Genomic DNA, 18188 nt, shown 5'->3' with positions numbered 1-18188 from the left:
GGCTTCTCGGTGAGCATCGACGCACGGCGGGTGGACGAGGTCGTGACACTCACCGACCGGCGGGCCTCCACCTCGCGGGACGGCCGGGTCCTGCTCGCCGAACCCGACCCGGTCATCGCCGCCGCACTGATCGACTCGGCCGACGGCGCCGGCGTCCGGACTCAGTGGTGCACCGACGGCGCCGCCGCGCTACTGGCGGTCGGCGCGAATCTTCCCGCCGTCCTCGTGGTCGCACCCGAGATGGTGGGCGGTGTCAGCGCCGTCCAGGTGATCGCGACGGTACGCGGGCACTCGGATGTGCCCATCCTGGTCGGTGCACAGCCCGGGAACGAGACCCTCACCCGGCAGGCGATCGCGGCCGGGGCCACCGCCACGACGGTGCGACCGTACGATTTCACCGATATCCGGCAGTTCATGCAGCACCCACCCGCGCCACCGCCTCGAACGGCACTGGTCGCCGGCCCCATCCGCGTCGACGCCTCCGGTTTCGAGGTGCATGTCCGCGACGTGGAAGTCCTGCTGACGCGCCGCGAATTCGAGCTGCTGAGCTATCTGATCGAACAACGCGGCCGGGTTGCCAGCGCCGACCAGATCAGCAGGGCGGTGTGGGGTCGCGCCACCGACACCAACACCGTCGCCGTCCACATCCGGAGACTGCGCACCAAGCTCGGAGCAGATCCCGATCACGGGCACATCATCAGAACAATCCGTGGAGTGGGGTACCGGTTGGCGCCCTCTCTGTGCGAATGACGGCAGACCACGACGGTAGGAAGAATGGCCGAGACAACCCCTCCGCCACCGGCGTCCGCAGTGAACAACCACCGACCGGTCGTGCGGGCGGCGCCGGTGACGAATCCTGGAACGCCGGGTTCGCGGCCCTTCGCCGCTACGTCGAACGGTGTGGGAACGCCGCCCCGCCGGCCCCCACCCGCGCCACCGGAATCGACCTCGGCCGGTGGGTGCGGCGGATCCGGGACGTGTACTGGCACGGCACCCTCAGCCCGGACCGCATCCGCATCCTCGAGGCACTGCCCGGGTGGACCTGGGGACCGGCTCGGCCGAAGAGCTGGCGGTCCGGTTTCCTGGCCTTGCGCCGTTTCCTCGAGGCCCACCGCACCGCGGTGGTGCCCGAAACCGCCCTGGTCGACGGCGTCGCGCTCGCCGAATGGGCGCGCACCCAACGCGAGGAGCATGCCGCCGGCACGCTGGCCCCACCGCGGGTCGCGGCCCTCGACACGCTGCCCCACTGGCAATGGGACCCCGAGATGTATCGCTGGACGCAGGGCCTGCACACGCTCCGCGACCATGTCCGGGTGCACGGGTCGGCGGACGTTCCACGCTCCGCGCAGAGTGAGGGGTTTCCCCTCGGCACCTGGATTGGGCGCTGCCGGCAGGACTTCCACGCCGGCGCCCTCGCCCCGGAGCGGATCGCCGCGCTCGAGCAGCTACCCGGGTGGCGCTGGAGCCGCGTCGACGAAAGCTGGCTCGCCGGGCTGTCCGAGCTGCGCCGGTTCATCGACACGCACGGGCACGCCGCGCCCAGCCAGCGGTACACGGTGGGCCAGTTCCGGCTGGGTATGTGGGTGGCCCGGCGGCGGCGCGAGTACCGCGCCGGAAAGCTCGCGCCCGACCGCGTCACCGAGCTCGAGGCGCTGCCCGGGTGGCAGTGGAACCCCGCCGACGAGCGGTGGCGGCAAGGTTTCACCGCACTGACCGCCTACGCCGCCGCGCACGGGCACGCCAGTCCGGCGCATCGAGAAACCGTCAACGGTGATGCGGTCGGCAAATGGGTCGCCAATCAGCGTCGCCGGCATGCCCGCGGCCACCTGGGCGCCGACCGCGTCGCCTCGCTCGAGGCACTGCCGGGCTGGGTGTGGGCAGGGCGCAGACACCCGCAGCACTGAGCACCGCGCGGTGTTTGTCGACGGCTCCGCGAACCCGCAGCGGTGTTCGGCACCGTGTGAAAGCGGTCGTCGGCGCACGTGCAGGTGATCGACCGGCGCGACGCCGGCCGTCGTGTTGGGACGAACCGCGAGAGCCGCTTTCAAACCACCGACAATCCTCCTCGGGAGAGTGATCGGATAACCGGAAGAGCCGAAGGCGAGGAGAAGGCGGGTTTCGGGTGAACGAACCACCAACGAGGGAACCCAGGGGAACACGTTGGACCAGGTCAAGAGCCATAGCCCGGCGGGGCAGGCCCCGCCGACCGTCCCGTCACCGCAGACTCGGGGGTGGCAAGTCCTCACCCGTGGCCGGTCGTACTCGGCGAGCGGTCAGCCGATCGCGCACCCGCCGCAGTTCGCTGTCCGTAGGCATCTCATGGGAGAGGTTGGTGATCGCGACTCTGATGTCGACGTCCTCGACCGGGCCGGCACCGATCTTGTCGACCATCACCGCGACCTGCTCGACCTGCTCGTCGGTCAACGCGGCCCCGCAGAGGGCCACCAACGGGATGTAGCCGTGTGGGTCGCCCGTCTGCGGGTAGCCGGCACGCAGCCACCCCACGAACGACCTGAGCCAGACCACCACCCGCATGAGCGGATCATCCCCTGCTCGAGCTGCCGCGCACAACGGTCGACGAGATGGCCGGCCGCAGCGGCGAGCATGAGGTGTGACGGCACACCCGATCACGCCACGGGAAAGTCTCCCGTCACCACGAAAATGACGTTACGACCGATCTCCACGGTGTGATCACAGAAGCGTTCGTAAAAGCGCCCCAGCAGCGTGATGTTCACCGCCGATGCCGCCCCGTACGGCCAGTCGTCACTCTTGGTGACCGCGAACAACTCGCGAAGCAGAGCATCGGTCCGATCATCTGCCCTGATCAGTTCCAACGCCCGCTCGCAGTCGCGGTCACGCAGTACCTCGGTGGCCGCCGCAGCCTGCGCCTTCGCTGCCACACCCATCTCCGAGATGACACCCCGAAGCTCACCGGGGACGACCGGGGCGGGGAAGTGCAACCTCGCCACCTCGGCGACATGCGCCGCTAGGCTGCCCATCCGCCGCAGATCGGCGATGTTGTGGATGCCGCTGATCAGAGCGCGCAGATCCTGCGCGACCGGCGCCTGAAGGGCTATCAGTGTCAGGGCCCGGTGATCGATCTCCTGGGCCCGGTAACCGATCTCGGTATCGACGTCGGCGCATGCTTCCGACGCACCCAGGTCGGTATCGAGCAGTGCCCGTGTTGCGTGATCGATCGCGGTTTCGGTCAACGAACACAGATCGGTGAGATCCGTTCTCATGTTCTCGAGCTGCCCAGAGAAATGTTGCCGCATGTTCCCGTAGCTCCTCCTGCCGCTCGTACTGCTCGTCCGTATCAATCATCGTCCTCGATGATGAATACCCAATTCCGGGAGAATCTCCCCGCATTGACCGGCTGAGCGGGGGTTGGCCGGTCGGTGACCGGGCGATGACGGATTCAAGCGCGTGGCGGTGCATGGGCGGACATCGCGGCGAGCACCGGGACAGCGTCGTCGCCGACATCCCGCGGGACTCGGTGCCCGCGCCGGGACGGACACCCGGGGAGAACGGTTTCACCTTCGGTCTGCGGTACGGCTTGGAGCTGCAGGCGGCCCGGCAGGCCCGCGTGGACGCCGCCCCACTGGCCGACTAGACACAGCGGTGCACTAACTCGGTCAGCAGGTGGGGGTAGGCGCGAGGTAGCGCAGTGTCGGGGCCGGACCGGCGCCGCGGTCGACGATCCAGGCCCCGCCCTTCGCGGTCGCCGCCGCCGGGGGCACACCCGTCGATCCTTGCGCCCGCCCGAACTCGGCCAGGGCATCGAGGACCTCACCATGGGTACAGAAGACCGCCCCGTCGGCCTCCGGCGCCTCCAGCACCGCGAGCAGTTCGTCGGGCGGTGCGCCCACGGTCAGCAGCGGGTGATCGTCGATGCGCAGCCCGCGCGCCGCGGCGAGCGGCAGCAGGGTCTGATGGCAGCGGGTGGCGGGACTGGCGAACAGGGCCCGGATGTCGATGCCGTTCAGCGCGGCGACGAGGCCGCGGGCCTGCCAATACCCGAGGGTGCTCAGCGGGCGGTCGGCATCACGGCCGGGCCACCCTGTCTTGTCGCCCGCGTGGGCGTGACGGACCAGGACGAACATTCCCGCACCTTCCCACCGGCAGCGACACGGCTTCGGTCGTCGGCCGGTACCGGTGATCGTCGTTGAAGAGTCGCATCTGTGGTGGTCGTTCGCCGCAGATTCGCCGGCAGTAGCGCTTGTGTGTCTCGCCCTCGGACCCGATCGAGCGCGGCAGGCGCTCGCCCGGACCAGAGAACGGGTGTCGTCGATCCGGGCATTGCCGCCACCGCTGACCCGGGCGGAGGATTGCCCAATGACGAACGATGAAGAGCTGCTCCACATCGAACGAGTCATCGATCGCCTCGATACGCGTTACCCGGACATCGCCCGGGAGAGCATCGAGGAGGTCGTGCGCTCCGCGCATGCGCATTTCGTGAACGGGAAGGTGCGCGACTTCGTTCCCCTGCTCGTCGAACGGGCTGCCCGCGAGAGGATCCAGGGGCTGGTGTCGTCGTAGGCGTATTGGCGCAGCCCCCGCAGGTCAGGTGGCTTCGGTGTCGGGGTCTTCATCGTCGAGGTCTTCGCTGTCGCGGAAGATCAGATTGCCGTCGTCGAGGGCGATGGCCCACCGCCGGGAGAAGGCCCAATCCCGCGCGTAGGCCTTCGGGCTGAGGCCACCCGAGCCGGTAAAGTCCTCGATGATCACTCCCGCTGCGAGGGGCCACTGTTCTTCAGGGATCTGCGGATCGAGTGAGTGAGGGGTTCGCACCCGTGTTCCGACCGAAAACCGTCGCCGTCGCCCACTCTTGGGATCAGGGTTCATCGACATGCGTCTTCCCGTTCCGCTCGGTGATGTCGCAGGGTGTCATCGGTTCCGCAGCCTTTCAGGCCATCGCCGCAGCCCCGCGACGTGGCCGAGCATACGGGCCGATGCGTGGTTACGCGCGAGTAGTGAATTGGCGCAGCCCGGTCGACGCCGATGCTTATCGGCCGTGTTCGGGCCGGGGTGCGATGGGGTTGCCCTGCCAGCGGGTCGAGTCGGGCACGCGGTCCCCACGCATCACCAGAGACGCCGGCCCGACGGTGGCGCCGGGGCCGATGGCCGAGGCGGGCAGTGCCACGCTGTGCGGGCCGAGGGTGGCGCCGGCGCCGAGGGTGACGGTGTCCATGCTCATGATTCGGTCGTGGAACAGGTGGGTCTGCACGACGCAGCCGCGGCTCACGGTCGCACCGTCACCGAGGGTGACCAGGTCCGCCTCGGGCAGCCAGTACGTCTCGCACCAGACGCCGCGCCCGATTGACGCGCCCATCGCCCGCAGCCACAGGTTCAGCACGGCGGTACCGGTGGCGGCGCGGGCGAACCAGGGTGCGGCGACCGTTTCGACGAAGGCGTCGGACACCTCGTTGCGCCAGACGAACGAGCTCCACAACGGGTGCTCGACGACGCCGATGCGGCCCACGACGATCCACTTGGCGGCCGCCGCGACGGCGCCGGCAACGGCACCCGCAACGAGGAGAACGAGCCCGGACAGCAGTGCTGCCCACACGAAACCAAGGCTGCCGGCGAACGCCTCGAGAGCGACCAGAACACCGAGCCCGATCCCGAACGTGACGATCATCGGGATCAGCCGGCAGGTTTCGATGATCGCCCGGGCGACCCGCAGGCGGGTCGGGGGATCGAAGGTGCGCGAGGCCGCGGCCTCGGTGGCCGAACGGCGCAACCGGACCGGTGGGCTACCCAGCCAGGACGAACCGGATTTGCCCTTCTTGTCCGGGGTGGCCGAGAGCACCGCGACCAGACCGTTCTTCGGCACGGTGCGCCCGGGGCCGGTCATGCCGGAGTTGCCGAGAAATGCGCGTTTGCCGATCTTGGCGGGCTCGATGCGCAGCCAGCCGCCGCCGAGTTCGTAGCTGCCGACCATGGTGTCGTCGGCGAGGAACGCACCGTCCGCGACGGTGGTGTACTTCGGGAGGACCAGTGCCGTGGAGATTTCGGTGTTCTTGCCGACCTTGGCGCCGAGCAGCCGCAACCAGAGCGGGGTCAGCAGGCTGGCGTACAGCGGGAACAGGAAGGTGCGGGCTGAGTCCATCAGCCGTTCGGTGGACCATGCCTGCCAGCCGATCCGGCTGCGCACCGGGTGATAGCCGCCGCGCAGACCGAGCCCGAGCAGGCGGACCGCGACGACGGTCATGCCCGCGAACACGACCAGGGTGAGGACGGTCGCGGCCGGCAGCATCGGCAGCGCCTTGAGGGCGGCCGCGCCGAGGTCGTCGGCGTCACGGATCCACCACCCGAGCAGCACCAGACCCGCGGCCAGCGCGAGCAGTGGCATCGCCGCGACCGCGAGGGAGGTCAGGCCGTAGATGGGCACCCACCGGGAGGACCGGGGCGGCCGGTCCTCCGGCCACGGGTGCACCGCCTTGCCGACCTTGACCGCCGGCGAGCCCGCCCACCGCTGACCTGCCGTGACTTTCCCGGTGACCGCGGACCCCGGTGCCACCTCCGCGTGCGCCCCGATGCGGGCGCCGGGAAACAGGGTCGAGCGGGCACCGACCGAAGCCCCCGCCCCGATGTGGATCGATCCGACGTGGATGACGTCGCCGTCGATCCAGTACCCGGACAGATCCGTCTCGGGTTCGATCGAGCAGCCCTCACCGAGTTCGATCATCCCGGTGACCGGAGGCAGGGTGTGCAGGTCCACCCGCCGCCCGATGTTCGCGCCGAGCGCCCGCGCGAAGTACACCATCCACGTGGCGCCGGACAGGTTCGCCGCCCCACTCGCCTCGATCAGCCGCTCGGCAACCCAGATACGGAGGTGTTCGGACCCGCCGCGCGGGTAAGTGCCCGGTCGCAGCGTGCGCAGCAGCACCCTGGCACCAGTCGCGGCGATCACCATCCGACCGACCGGGGTGATGAACAGGGCGAACATCACCAGCACCGGCCACCACGACAATGTCGGCGCCCAGCTGACCGACACGAACCAGGCCAGGATGTTGTTCGCGACCGCCAGCCAGGTGACCCACTGCAGCCCGGTCAGGGTGGTCAGCGGCACGGTCGCGGCGATCTGCGCCCACTGGATGCGCCGCGGCGTCGGGGCGACGACACGCGGTGTGGCGGCAACGGTGGGTGCGAGTTCGTCGAGGAATTCTGCGAGCGAACCGAGACGCGGGTGATCGTAGAGCTGCGCGACGGTCACCTCGGGGAAGCGTTCGCGAAGGGCACTGACCAGCTGCGCCGCGCTCAACGAGCCCCCACCGATCGCGAAGAAGTCATCATCGGCGCCGCCGACCGCGGCGCCGAGGATCCGGGTCCAGAGCCCGGCGATCCATCCCGCGGTTCCGCCCAGACCCAGCTCCTGCGCGTCCGGTGTCTCCGTTCCGGGCAGCGGCCACGGCAGTGCATTCCGGTCGACCTTGCCGGAGGTGCGGGTGGGTAACTCGTCGACCCGGGTAAGCCGGGGCACGAGCGCGGCCGGGAGCCGTTCCGCGAGGTGTGTCCGGGCCTGATTCAGGTCGAACTCTGGTGGTGCGGCGAGATAGCCGATCAGCAGCGCGGTGCCGGATTCGGTGCTGCGCACCGCGGCCGCCGCCCCGGCAACTCCGGGGAGTGCCTGCAGTGCGGCATCGACCTCGCCGAGTTCGATGCGCCGCCCACCCAGCTTGACCTGATCATCGGCGCGCCCCTGAAACACCAGTCCCGCGCGGTCCAGTCGCACCAGATCCCCGCTGCGGTAGGCGCGGTCCCAGCCGAGCGAGGGCATCGGCGCGTACTTCTCGGCGTCCTTGGCCGGGTCCAGGTAGCGGGCCAGACCGACCCCGCCGATCACGAGCTCCCCAATTTCTCCCTCGGCGACGGGACGGCCGCCCGCGCCGACGACGGCGAGGTCCCACCCGTCGAGAGGCAGCCCGATGCGCACCGGGCCGGTCCCGGTCATCCGTGCGGCGCAGGCGACCACGGTGGCTTCGGTGGGCCCGTAGGTGTTCCACACCTCCCGTCCGTCGACGGCCAGCCGCTGTGCCAGCTCGGGCGGGCAGGCCTCGCCCCCGAATATCAGTAACCGGACGGAGTCGAGCGCCTCCGGCGGCCACAGCGCGGCCAGCGTCGGGACCGTGGAGACGACGGTGATCGCCCGCGAGACCAGCCACGGGCCGAGATCCATGCCGGTGCGCACCAGCGAGCGGGGCGCCGGGACCAGGCAGGCGCCGTGCCGCCACGCCAGCCACATCTCTTCACACGATGCGTCGAACGCCACCGACAGTCCTGCCAGCACCCGGTCGCCGGGCCCGAGCGGGGCGTCGCGCACGAACAGCCTCGCCTCGGCGTCCACGAAGGCCGCGGCATTTCGGTGCGTGACGGCCACCCCTTTCGGGGTGCCGGTGGACCCGGAGGTGAAGATGATCCACGCGTCGTCCGACGGCTCCGGCGCCTGGAACTCCACCGCACCGAGGTCAGAAAGCTGAATACCGGTCGCGGTGTCGATGCCGTCGGCGGTGACGACCGCCGTCACGGCGGACTCGCCGAACACCAGCTCGGCCCGCTCCGGTGGGTCGTCCGCGTCGACCGGGACGTACGCGGCGCCGGCGGCGAGAACGGACAGGATCGCCAGGTACAGCTCCCGCGAGCCCGATGGCATCCGGATGCCGACCCGGTCACCCGGCTGGACACCGCGGGCGGCCAGGTCGCGGGCGCCCGCGGTGATCCGTTCGATCAGTTCGCCGTAGCTCAGCGCGACTTCACCGTCGTCGATCGCGGGCGCGTCCGGGTGGTGTCCTGCGGTGTCGGTGAGGATGTCGATGAGGGTCCGCTGCGCGGGTGCGAGGTCACCGGCGGTGAACGGGTCGAGACGCGTGGGGGCAGACAATGTGCGGGCTCCTTTTGGAACGGCCCCGGCCTGCGCGAAGGAATTCGCGGGGCCGGCATGAGAACGGTGCAATAGACACCGTGGAAACCGGGGGCTGTGCCGGCTAAGTGGGTGGGTCGGCGTACTTCTTCGGTAGGCCCAGCGCCTTCAGGACCAGACGCTGCAAGCTCTGGCGTTCCTTCGCCGAGAGATTGCCGTAGAGCTGATCGAACGCCTTCCGGGTCAACTCCTCGCTCCGCTCCCGCACCTGCCGGCCGGACTTCGTCAACGACAGCACATGCTTGCGCCGATCCTTGGCGTTCTTGGCACGTGCCACGAACCCGCGTTCCTCGAGGTCGTCGAGCAGTCGCACCATGTCGCTGCGATCGACGCCCAGAACCTCGGCGACCTGCTTCTGGGACAGCTCACCCGGCTCTTCCAGACAGCAGAGGATCCAATGGGTCCGAAGGCTCAGCCCCTCGGCCGCCAGCACGCCCTCGAGGTCCTCACGCCCCACCCGATGCAGCTCCGCGATCACGAAGGTGGGGTTCCGCAGCAGGCTCTCCGGCGGCGTCGTGGATGCAGGCATGAACCCCACCCTAACAGTCATGGGGATTCACGATCGTAGAGAATCCCCACTAATGGTGACCTCGCCGACCTGGTCAGGAAGAAGAGGGGGTTTCGGCGGGACTACGTTCGGTCGTTGAGGCCGCACCGTGCAGGGAGAAACCCACGCCGCGGATCGTCTGGACTGCGTGGGGCGCCCCGATCGACGCCAACTTCCGGCGGAGCGAGAAAATATAGGTGTTGAGGACCTTCTTCGCCCTCGAGTCACTCGCGACGCCCCACACGATCAGGAGGAGATGCCGGCGCAGAACAATGCGGCCGGCATTGATGGTCAGCACGACCATGAGGTTGAATTCCGTCTGGGTGAGGGTCCTGCGCAGCCCGTGGTGTTCGACGGTTTTACACCCCCAGTTCAAGGACAGGACCTGCGCATTCGGCGTCGGTTGCGGTCTGGATTGTGCGCGGCGCAGTACCGCGCGAATCCGTGCAACGAGTTCCTCCTCGCCCATCTGCACGTCCAGGACGTCATCGGCGCCCGCCTCGAGAGCGGCGATCCGCTCCTGGCTGGACCGACGCTGATCGATCACGACGACCGCCCCCTCGAATCGGGTAGCCCGCAGAGTTCGGACGGCGTCAGGTGCTTGACGTCGTTGCGGTCGTAGGTCGAGGACGGCCACATCGAGAGCGCGGACACCGGCGGTTCGAATGCGGTCGACGAGGCGTTGTTTCACATCAGCATGGACGAGCACCACGCACGCAGGGGCTGCGGCCGGGATGCTGAATGGGTTCACACGGATCCTTGGGTTGCCTCGAGTCGCCTGTTTTCCGTCCAGGACGTGCAGGCTTCCCAGGACGTGCAGGCTTCGGCGGATACATCAGCGCCGCCACCTCGTTTCGCCGATACGATCGCATGGATCCTGGGCATTCGCTCCCCACCCGTGTGTTGCGCATCAGCCCCGGGCGCCGACAGGGCAGCTCGCAGCGTCGTGTCGGCGCCCGGCCGCAGCCTTTACGGCGGGTCGGGCCGCTCCGACCCAGGCAGTTGGGGTCATCGTGGAATCGGCACCCGACGCGTGGCCGGAGACCGACCCCGGTCCGGCCAGGCTCGGTCCGCATGCCGGCGCCGTTTGCCGGATCAACGGGTGAAAACCAGAGCCGACCACGGTGTTCACCGCGTGTTCAATCCGTGCGGGCACGCTCTCTTCCATGGGTATATCGCCATCAGACGTTCCCGGCACCTCAGGGGAACGCCCATGACCGACGGACCGGCCGAATACACGCCCCCGCGTTCCGCGCGGCCCCACACCACCGAGTGGATCAAGGCCCATCTCGAGCGGATGGACCGTACCGACCCGCAGGCGGCAACCATGACCGGCGGGAGGGCCACCGAGCCGACCTGACCGGCGCCCCGTCACACGCTCCTCTGCGTTGCTCTGTCAACGGAAATGCGGCCTATCCACGATCTGCGCGATCAGGAAGGCCACCGACCGGAGGATCAGCTCACGAGGCGCGTGGCGTCCGCTCGCGCCCGCTGGGCTGCCTGCAGTTCGAGCCCGTACAGCAGCCCGAACGCGAACCCGTTCTCGCCCGGTGTGGATCCGGCGCGGGCGCCGAGCGTGCGGAGGGTCTCGGCGGCCACGACGGAGTCCTGGTGCTCGCCCAGTACCGTCTGGATCTTCTTGTACTTTGCGGCCTTCTTTTTGGACTTCTTCTTACCGAGGACCGGTCTGGCGAGTTCGGCGGCGTAGCGGGCCCGCTTGGCGGCCTTGCGCGCCCGATGCAGCGCCGCGTCGTCGGTGTCGGCGACCGCGGTGGTCAGTCTCTTGTTTGCCTTGCGCCCGGCCTTGCGTGTCGCCTTGCGGACGGAACGCGAATCGGCCGGCGTGGTGAACGGTGGGTCGGTTCGCCACTGCGCCAAGGTGGCCATCAGCGCCCGGTAGCGGTCGCTGTCGATGGCCTCCATCGCGTGGCCGCGGTGGCGGTGTTGCTCGGCGAGCAGATCGCCCTCGATGCGGGCGGCGACCGGTCCCATCACCAGCTCGCCCGGCAGGTCGGCCACCTTCTCCGCGAACCGCTGCCGTTGCACCTGCCGGTCCCGCACCTCACCGAGCACACCGGCGTACCAGGACAACTCGGCGTCGAGCTTCGCTCCAGCCGTGGGGTCCAGGAGTTTGCCGAACACGCGCAGGGTGCTGCGGAACCGTCGAATACCGACCCGGGTGGAATGGATCGGGTCCAGCCCGCGGCGAAGCCACACGTCGCCGGCCACGATCGCCTGGACCTGGGCGTCGAGGTACTCGGTGAGCACCCGTTCCGCCGTGGCCCTTGCGTCGGCGGCGCGTGCGTGCTGGTTGGCGGCGAGCGCGCGATCGAGCTTCGACGCGTGCGGTGACGGCCTGGCACCGGCCTTGGTGAGGCATTTGCCGACCTTGGTCGCCACCTTGGCGCGCCGGGACTTCCCGCCGCCATCGCCGAGTTCGACGTCCACTTCCCGCCATTCGCTGACCACGGCGACGTCCCCGGCGACGGTGGCGTGCACCAGGTCGTCGGCCACCTCCGCGAGAAGCTGCTCGCCCCGGTCGAGCAGGCGTTGGGTGCGCCGCACGGTGGACAGCGCCGCCACCTCGTGCAGGGGTTTACCCAGAGCGACCCCGGTGACCAGGGTGGCCAGCTCGTCGGGAACCGCCTCCCTATCGGCGGGCGGTAGTGTCAGCTCGGTGCGGGCCTTGTCGGCGGGGACCTTCAATTGCCACCCGCCGTCCGTGTCACCGGTGCGCCGACGCAGCGTGACGTGCTGGCGGAGCAGGTCCCGGTCGTCGGTGTCGTAGTAGACACTGCTCAGGTTCGCCGCGCCGGCCTCGATCCGCCCACCGGCGGGAACCAGCCCTCCCAGATCCGGCAGCATGAAATGCAGGCCCACGTCGTACTTGTCTTCCCGCTCGCGCTGCGTCGACACCATGAGTCCAGTCTGCACCCCACCAAGGGTCCGCGGCGATTGACTTTCCGGTGGTGAGGGGCTCGGTCGGGTGGCGAACCCGGTGGGGCAGGGCGTGCCCACCAGGGCGCTCAACGAGGCGACGCAACCCGGCTCACACCGTCTCAGGTGCCTGGTCATCGTCGGTGGAGCAACGGCTGCGCAGGGCCGGCAGGATCCAGAGGCCGAAGAACATCAGCATCGCCGCTGCGGCCGCGATGATCCCGGTGGTCATGTCGACCACGAAGCTGAAGATCAGCAGGACCACGCCGACGAGGGCGAACCCCAGGACGGCGATGCCGCCGATCGCCAGTCGCTGTCCGGTTGCGACGAGGGTGGGAAGGGCATGCTGGCGGAACAGCAGCCGGTGGATGCCGACCGGCGCGACCAGCATCATCGTCGCGGTCACCGACAGGGCGACGGTCACGAGGTAGATCACTTCCTGAGCGCCCGACAGCTCCTCGAAACGCTGATGGAAGGGCAGGGTCAGCAAGAATCCGGTCAGAAGTTGAACACCGGTCTGCGCGACACGGAGTTCCTGCAGCAGGTTGTTCCAGTTGCGGTCGAGTCGCTGGGTGTCGGTTTCGTTGCGGACTCGGCGGTTCCATGCGGCGTCGTCCCGGTCCTCTGCGCTGTCCATGCCCAGGCAGTACCCGATTTTATGGTTGATGGAACCCGCGCAACTGCCGCCGGTGGGCGTCTCCGCCCGTCAGCTGTGGACGGCTGGTGCCGTCGGAGGCGCCCGATTTGCGGGTCAGCCCGGCAGGGCTGCGACGTCTCCCTCAGGTGCCTGGCGGTGCGCGATGTCGCGAAAGTTAAGACTGACTCGCCGGTGTGCACAAGCGAGCTGACACCGACGGAAAGGCTGGCGAGCAGCGGGTGAAGCTTCTTGCCAGGAGATGCGTTGGTCACAGACCTCCGGTGCTGGATTGACGCGGAAGGACCGGTGCTGGATTGACGCGGAAGGACCGGTGCTGGATTGACGCGGAAGGACTTGGGCCAGCACGATTCGTAGTATGAATTCCGCGGAAGAAGCACGCCAGATCTCGCAGGTCACCACGCGGCTGCTTACGAAGTTCCCGACCGCATCGCGGGAGGCAGTCGGAACCGCCGTGGAAGAAGCGGCCGCCCACTTCACGAGCGGGCGCATTCGAGATTTCGTTCCGTTGCTCATCGAGCGGGCGGCGACCGCCAAGCTCGCCGCGTTGATCGAGACATGACTGTCGGGGCAGTGGCGGATGCTTCCGACGCGGCGCAGGCGCGTATTTTCCTCGACCAATTGGACACGGAGATCGACGTTCTTTCCCAGCGTATCGAGTCCACAGAAGCCCTCGCCGACCGCGCCCGCACTGACCACCAACGCCGCCTAACCGACCAGTTGGGTGCCGAGGTCGCGGGCCTGCGTGGTGAGCTGTTCGAAGTGCACCGACTCGTCGATGCGCTCGTGTTCCGGTTTCCCGAGGTGATCCGGCGCGACCCACCAGCACTCGCCTGACCCCGCCCGGGGACAGCTCACAGTTTCCGAGTGCGGTATCACCGGCCGCGCGGGGAGCCCTCCACCCGCTCGTCGAGAGTGGCGGATCCGTGTGCTTGCTAACGGCGCGGGTTCCCAACCGATTCGAGGGTCATGGTCGCGGTTGTGGGGGCCAGTCCGATCTGGGGCCACCAGGCGGTGATGGTCACTGATCGCAGAGGATCCAGTTGCCCCGGCCTGCCCGGAAGATTGACAGACGCAATTTGTCCACATAATCGATACGACGACGCCGCGTTCGAGCATCGGCTCCTCGACCTCACGGAAACTGAGCGGGAACCGGTGATACAGCCACAACGCAATGGGCGAGATCTCTCGCGCGGATACCGGAATCCCTTGTACGACGCTGCAGTGACCACGACCGCCAATCCTCCCAGCGACTGGGCTGTTCACCAACCTGACAATGCCGTCTAGGTGATCGTCAACGTTGTGCACCTCGCCCGGCGGTGAAGGTATGACCCTGTCCTGTTCTCTCTCACATCCGTCGACGATGCGCCGTGCCTCATTCCACCACTGGCGTGGATGCAAGGACATAAGGCGTCAAGAGCTTGGCCATGTCTTCGGCCACATCGCCGTAGGAGTCCGGAGGCATCGAAATATAGCTAATCGCAAGCCGTGCGATGGCCTTGGCGAGGACCATGGCACGCTCCGTGGACGCCTGCACCCAACTGTGTCCGAATGTGGTGCTCAGACGCCCGCTTGCGCGTTCGATGAGGGGGGCGCTCTCGACGGTGATCAGACGCAGCAAGTCTGGTTTCGGATCACCAGTGAGCAAAGATTGCACCAAGGGATCGGAACCGCTCTCAGCAAAGAATCTCGAGAATCCCCCGAGCAATGCTCCGTGCATGTCACCCGTGTTCGTATAGACGGCTTCGTCGAGTGCCTCCACGAAACTGTCGGTCAGCCGCAGTGCGTAGCCTTGAGCGAGACCATGGCGCGACTGAAACTCGTTGTACAGGGTTTGACGACTCACTCCTGCCGACGCGGCGACGTGAGTCATGGTGATTTCGGACCAATCCTTGGTTCGCAGCAAGTCCCCCATCGCATCGAGTATCGACTGATGCAACAACGACCGGGTTGCCTCCGCGTAGGGAATACGAGCGCGTGCGCGGGGACGTCCGATCACCGGCACACCCGGAGCAATGTTGTCAGCCATGGACGGAATCGATGGGGGCCACCGATCGCGGGGCAGTTTCTCGCCGTATGGCGGCGAGGTCCGCCAGTGAGGTGTCTTCGTCCCTGAGAGCCTGCTGATCGAGGGGGCTGCGATGTTGGATCAATTCCCGCGCGGCGCGGATGTCCTTGGGGCGTCCCACCGACACAGCCCCGACGAGCATCCGATTCCTACTGAACAGCGCCGTAAAGTTGCGGTCGTCGAGGGAGCCACGGACGATCAAATCATCGTCGGCCCGGGGCCAGCCAGCGAACTGGAGATTGTGGCCGTACTGCGTGGACCACGCCCACGGCACCTCGGTGAAGAGCGCGGGCCTGCCTAGCATGGCTTTCGCCGCAGCCGCCCCCTGAGACATGGCGCTGTTCCAATGCTCGGTTCTGTGTCTGCCTCCGATAATCGGGTTCGGGCAGTTCGCGACATCGCCTGCCGCGTAAATCCCCGACGCCGAGGTGCGGAAATGCTCATCGACGACAATGCCGTTGTCGATTGAAAGCCGAGCCGATGCAGCCAGTTCGGTGTTCGGCGCCATCCCGATCGCCACCAGCGCCATTCCGGCGGACCATGTGCGCCCCTCGGTGTCCGTGGCCACGACACCGTGATCATCCAAGGTCAGGCTGGTGAGACTGACACCGGTTTCCATGGTGACTCCATGCTCGGCATGGAGTTGGCGGTACATCTTCGAGATCGCCGGCGGAAGAATCCTGATCAACGGCGCTTCCGCCGCTTCGAGAATCGTGACCTCGGTTCCGAGCGAGCGCGCGGTTGCCGCCACCTCGGACCCAATCAACCCACCGCCGACGATCAGGACAGACCCTGCGCCGATGATCGCATCCCGCAGCGACGTGGTATCCGCGAGGCCTCGCAACGTGTGGATTCGCTCGCCTGAGCGGGTGGCGAACTCACGTGCTCGTCCGCCTGTTGCCAGTAGCAACGCCTCGAATGTGAGTGTCTCGCCGTCCGACAGCGCCACGGTTCGCCGTTCTGGATCGATCGTTTCGGCGCTGATGCCCGAACGAATGTCGATGTCCTTCTCGGTCCACGCGGTGTCGGATTTGAGGAGCGCCCGCTCGGCTGTCATTGTGCCTGCAAGCAAGTCCTTGGAGAGCGCCGGCCGCCGATAAGGGAGGCTCGGTTCGTCTCCGACCATCACTATTCTTCCCGAGAAGCCCTCTGCCCGTAGAGTCTCCGCTGCAGTTGCGCCGGCGATGCCGGTACCGACGATCACCATCGTCGTCACGAGCGGGCCACTTCAATCATTTCGAAGTCCGCTTTCGCGGCACCGCAGTCCGGGCAACTCCAGTCTTCAGGGATATCGTCCCATCGAGTACCCTGCGCGATGCCGTCCTCGGGCCAGCCTTCGGCTTCGTCGTATTCGAATCCGCATTGAATGCATCGGTACAGCTTGAAATCAGAGTTCATGTCAACTCCTTGTCGTCGTGTCGGTGTCCACGGGTGCAAAATCGACTTTCTCCCGCACTCCGCAGTCCGGGCAGCACCAGCTTTCGGGGATAGCACTCCATCGGGTTGCCGCCGGGAATCCCTCTCGTGGTGCGCCAGTACGTTCGTCATACACGTAGTCGCAGACGGGGCATCGATAACGTGCCATTACTTCGCTCCGTACTTGGATAGGACCTTCTCACGCTTGCTCGGCTGAACGTTCACCCGTGTGATATCGCCGTCGTAGTGGGTGAGAACCCGCTTGTCCATTACCGTGCGCCAGATCGGCGGAACATAGGCGAGGACGATCATGCTCGCGTAGCCACTCGGGAGGTTCGGCGCACCGTCCATACTGCGAAGCGTCTGATAGCGGCGGGTCGGATTGGCATGGTGGTCACTGTGCCGCTGCAAGTGGTACAGAAAGATGTTGGTGCAGATGTGGTCCGAGTTCCAACTGTGCACTGGTGCGCATCGCTCGTACCGACCACTCGCGGTCTTTTGCCGCAACAGCCCATAGTGTTCGAGGTAGTTCACGGTTTCGAGTAGAGAAAAGCCATAGATGGCTTGGATAACCAGAAATGGAACGATTTCGACACCGAAACCGATGGTCAGTGCGCCGAACACCACGACCGACATTGCCCAGGCATTGAGTACATCATTGTGGATGCTCCACGTGCTCTTGCCGAGTCGCTGCATGCGGGTCTTTTCGAGTTCCCAGGAGGACTTGAGACTGCCCCACACACTGCGTGGAAGAAACGCCCAGAACGTCTCGCCGAACCGTGCACTGGCAGGATCTTCCGGCGTAGACACACGCACGTGGTGCCCTCGGTTGTGTTCGATATAGAAGTGCCCGTAGAACGTTTGCGCCAGAGTCACTTTCGACAGCCAGCGCTCGAGTTCGTCCTTCTTGTGACCCATCTCATGTGCAGTGTTGATACCGACTCCGCCCATCACCCCAATGCTCAACGCGAGTCCGATCTTCGAGATCCAGCTCAATCCCCCGTCAATCCCCAGCCAGGCGAGATTGTCCGCCGACCACAGGTAACACGCGAAGACGAGACTCGCCAGCTGGAACGGGATATACACATACGTGCAGTAGCGGTAGTACTTGTCGTTCTCGAGTCGCTCCATCACCTCCTCCGGCGGATTCTGGCCGTCGGGCCCGAAGAAGATGTCGAGAACAGGAAGCAGCCCGAACAGGAGCATCACACCGATCCACCACCAGATCGGTGACACCGCGTTCCAGCCGAGCTCATTAAATCCCCAGACCAACGCCGCGCCCAGGAAGACGGCCGTCGGTGGAATCAACCCCAGCAGCCACAAGTGTCGCTTCTTGTCACGCCATTCCTCGACAGGAATGTGCGACTCGGTATTCACGTTCGTCGTCACCTCTACTCCTCACCTTCGGGACCAGTTCGGGACTATGCCCTGGATCACTCAGGTATTGACACTACAGACGATCTGTAATTTGTCTATACACCGATGCTCTTTTGTATACCCCCGGCTGATCGCGCCAGATGGCCACCGCAAGTCCGCACCCCGGCGTCCAGGGCGCTTCTCGCTCGATGCCAACGCCAGGAAGGAAGCTCGCAGCCACACGGAACCAGCCGCATGCTCAACCACGAACGGCCTCTCGAGACAG

Annotated in this window: 21 protein-coding genes and 1 pseudogene; 7 read left to right on the top strand and 15 right to left on the bottom strand. The window is 67.0% G+C overall.

All coding sequences use genetic code 11. The features are described 5' to 3' along the window. Nucleotides 1-9: 9 nt before the first annotated feature. Together ROP_RS38045 and ROP_RS38040 are read left to right on the top strand one after the other, a co-directional pair. Nucleotides 10-750, top strand: a complete 741-nt coding sequence (locus ROP_RS38045) for a winged helix-turn-helix transcriptional regulator (RefSeq protein WP_007297990.1) — start codon at nt 10-12, stop codon at nt 748-750. Next, on the top strand, nt 747-1904 hold the full coding sequence (locus ROP_RS38040) for a helicase associated domain-containing protein (RefSeq protein ID WP_007297989.1): 1158 nt from the start codon (nt 747-749) through the stop codon (nt 1902-1904). The genes ROP_RS38045 and ROP_RS38040 overlap by 4 nt, the downstream gene beginning before the upstream one ends. Nucleotides 1905-2214: 310 nt before the next feature. On the opposite strand, the gene ROP_RS38035 is transcribed toward ROP_RS38040, so the two are convergent. Then, a complete protein-coding gene (locus tag ROP_RS38035; RefSeq protein ID WP_007297988.1) occupies nt 2215-2535 on the bottom strand; it encodes a DUF3349 domain-containing protein in 321 nt (106 codons plus the stop codon). 92 nt (nt 2536-2627) lie between these two features. Next, entirely contained in the window at nt 2628-3275 is a 648-nt protein-coding gene (gene phoU, locus ROP_RS38030) for a phosphate signaling complex protein PhoU (RefSeq protein ID WP_007297987.1), read from the bottom strand. Nucleotides 3276-3409: 134 nt separating this feature from the next. Here phoU and ROP_RS38025 point away from each other — a divergent pair, with 134 nt between their 5' ends. Further along, nucleotides 3410-3613, top strand: coding sequence for a hypothetical protein (locus tag ROP_RS38025; RefSeq protein WP_012686946.1), 204 nt, complete (start codon nt 3410-3412; stop codon nt 3611-3613). Between the two features lie 22 nt (nt 3614-3635). Here ROP_RS38025 and ROP_RS38020 read toward each other — a convergent pair whose 3' ends face one another. Beyond that, the gene (locus ROP_RS38020; RefSeq protein ID WP_007297985.1) at nt 3636-4103 is read right to left on the bottom strand and encodes a SixA phosphatase family protein; all 468 of its coding nucleotides are present in this window, start codon (nt 4101-4103) and stop codon (nt 3636-3638) included. 232 nt (nt 4104-4335) lie between these two features. Between ROP_RS38020 and ROP_RS38015 the strand changes: the two genes are divergently transcribed. Then, the gene (locus ROP_RS38015; protein ID WP_007297984.1) at nt 4336-4539 is read left to right on the top strand and encodes a three-helix bundle dimerization domain-containing protein; all 204 of its coding nucleotides are present in this window, start codon (nt 4336-4338) and stop codon (nt 4537-4539) included. A gap of 24 nt (nt 4540-4563) precedes the next feature. Here the strand turns inward: ROP_RS38015 and ROP_RS44635 are convergent, their stop codons facing one another. From ROP_RS44635 to ROP_RS37995, 4 genes are all read right to left on the bottom strand, one after another. Then, nucleotides 4564-4728 (bottom strand): hypothetical protein, encoded by a 165-nt coding sequence (locus ROP_RS44635; RefSeq protein ID WP_007297983.1) that lies wholly within the window; start codon nt 4726-4728, stop codon nt 4564-4566. A 277-nt stretch (nt 4729-5005) separates the two neighbouring features. Further along, nucleotides 5006-8884: a Pls/PosA family non-ribosomal peptide synthetase gene (locus tag ROP_RS38005; RefSeq protein WP_007297982.1), complete on the bottom strand. Its 3879-nt coding sequence runs from the start codon at nt 8882-8884 to the stop codon at nt 5006-5008. 103 nt (nt 8885-8987) lie between these two features. Next, nucleotides 8988-9452: a MarR family winged helix-turn-helix transcriptional regulator gene (locus ROP_RS38000; protein ID WP_012686944.1), complete on the bottom strand. Its 465-nt coding sequence runs from the start codon at nt 9450-9452 to the stop codon at nt 8988-8990. Nucleotides 9453-9525: 73 nt separating this feature from the next. Continuing rightward, complete coding sequence (locus ROP_RS37995; RefSeq protein ID WP_007297980.1) at nt 9526-10221, bottom strand: response regulator transcription factor; 696 nt, start codon at nt 10219-10221, stop codon at nt 9526-9528. 462 nt (nt 10222-10683) lie between these two features. Between ROP_RS37995 and ROP_RS43305 the strand changes: the two genes are divergently transcribed. Then, entirely contained in the window at nt 10684-10830 is a 147-nt protein-coding gene (locus tag ROP_RS43305; RefSeq protein ID WP_157234259.1) for a hypothetical protein, read from the top strand. Nucleotides 10831-10925: 95 nt separating this feature from the next. On the opposite strand, the gene ROP_RS37990 is transcribed toward ROP_RS43305, so the two are convergent. Together ROP_RS37990 and ROP_RS37985 are read right to left on the bottom strand one after the other, a co-directional pair. Further along, nucleotides 10926-12389 (bottom strand): CYTH and CHAD domain-containing protein, encoded by a 1464-nt coding sequence (locus tag ROP_RS37990; RefSeq protein ID WP_007297979.1) that lies wholly within the window; start codon nt 12387-12389, stop codon nt 10926-10928. Between the two features lie 130 nt (nt 12390-12519). Next, nucleotides 12520-13044, bottom strand: coding sequence for a DUF6328 family protein (locus ROP_RS37985; protein WP_007297978.1), 525 nt, complete (start codon nt 13042-13044; stop codon nt 12520-12522). Nucleotides 13045-13420: 376 nt separating this feature from the next. Between ROP_RS37985 and ROP_RS37980 the strand changes: the two genes are divergently transcribed. After that, entirely contained in the window at nt 13421-13624 is a 204-nt protein-coding gene (locus ROP_RS37980; protein WP_007297977.1) for a three-helix bundle dimerization domain-containing protein, read from the top strand. Further along, a complete protein-coding gene (locus ROP_RS37975) occupies nt 13621-13899 on the top strand; it encodes a hypothetical protein (RefSeq protein WP_007297976.1) in 279 nt (92 codons plus the stop codon). Before ROP_RS37980 ends, ROP_RS37975 begins: the two co-directional genes overlap by 4 nt. 255 nt (nt 13900-14154) lie before the next feature. Here ROP_RS37975 and ROP_RS42070 read toward each other — a convergent pair. The 6 genes and pseudogenes from ROP_RS42070 to ROP_RS37955 form a co-directional block, all read right to left on the bottom strand. Continuing rightward, nucleotides 14155-14294: pseudogene (locus ROP_RS42070) on the bottom strand (IS6 family transposase); the annotation flags it as partial. 143 nt (nt 14295-14437) lie between these two features. Continuing rightward, nucleotides 14438-15091 carry a TetR/AcrR family transcriptional regulator gene (locus tag ROP_RS37970; RefSeq protein WP_050785266.1) on the bottom strand — a complete coding sequence of 218 codons (654 nt, stop codon included), beginning with the start codon at nt 15089-15091 and terminating at the stop codon, nt 14438-14440. Then, nucleotides 15084-16337, bottom strand: a complete 1254-nt coding sequence (locus ROP_RS37965; RefSeq protein ID WP_050785278.1) for an NAD(P)/FAD-dependent oxidoreductase — start codon at nt 16335-16337, stop codon at nt 15084-15086. The genes ROP_RS37970 and ROP_RS37965 overlap by 8 nt, the downstream gene beginning before the upstream one ends. Nucleotides 16338-16342: 5 nt before the next feature. Further along, nucleotides 16343-16528, bottom strand: a complete 186-nt coding sequence (locus tag ROP_RS37960) for a rubredoxin (RefSeq protein WP_007297973.1) — start codon at nt 16526-16528, stop codon at nt 16343-16345. A gap of 1 nt (nt 16529) precedes the next feature. Continuing rightward, a complete protein-coding gene (locus ROP_RS42065) occupies nt 16530-16715 on the bottom strand; it encodes a rubredoxin (protein ID WP_007297972.1) in 186 nt (61 codons plus the stop codon). Then, nucleotides 16715-17935: an alkane 1-monooxygenase gene (locus ROP_RS37955; protein ID WP_007297971.1), complete on the bottom strand. Its 1221-nt coding sequence runs from the start codon at nt 17933-17935 to the stop codon at nt 16715-16717. The genes ROP_RS42065 and ROP_RS37955 overlap by 1 nt, the downstream gene beginning before the upstream one ends. Between the last annotated feature and the right edge of the window lie 253 nt (nt 17936-18188).

The organism is Rhodococcus opacus B4, from assembly GCF_000010805.1.
Lineage (GTDB): Bacteria > Actinomycetota > Actinomycetes > Mycobacteriales > Mycobacteriaceae > Rhodococcus_F > Rhodococcus_F opacus_C.
This window is presented reverse-complemented; position numbering and strand designations above follow the sequence as displayed.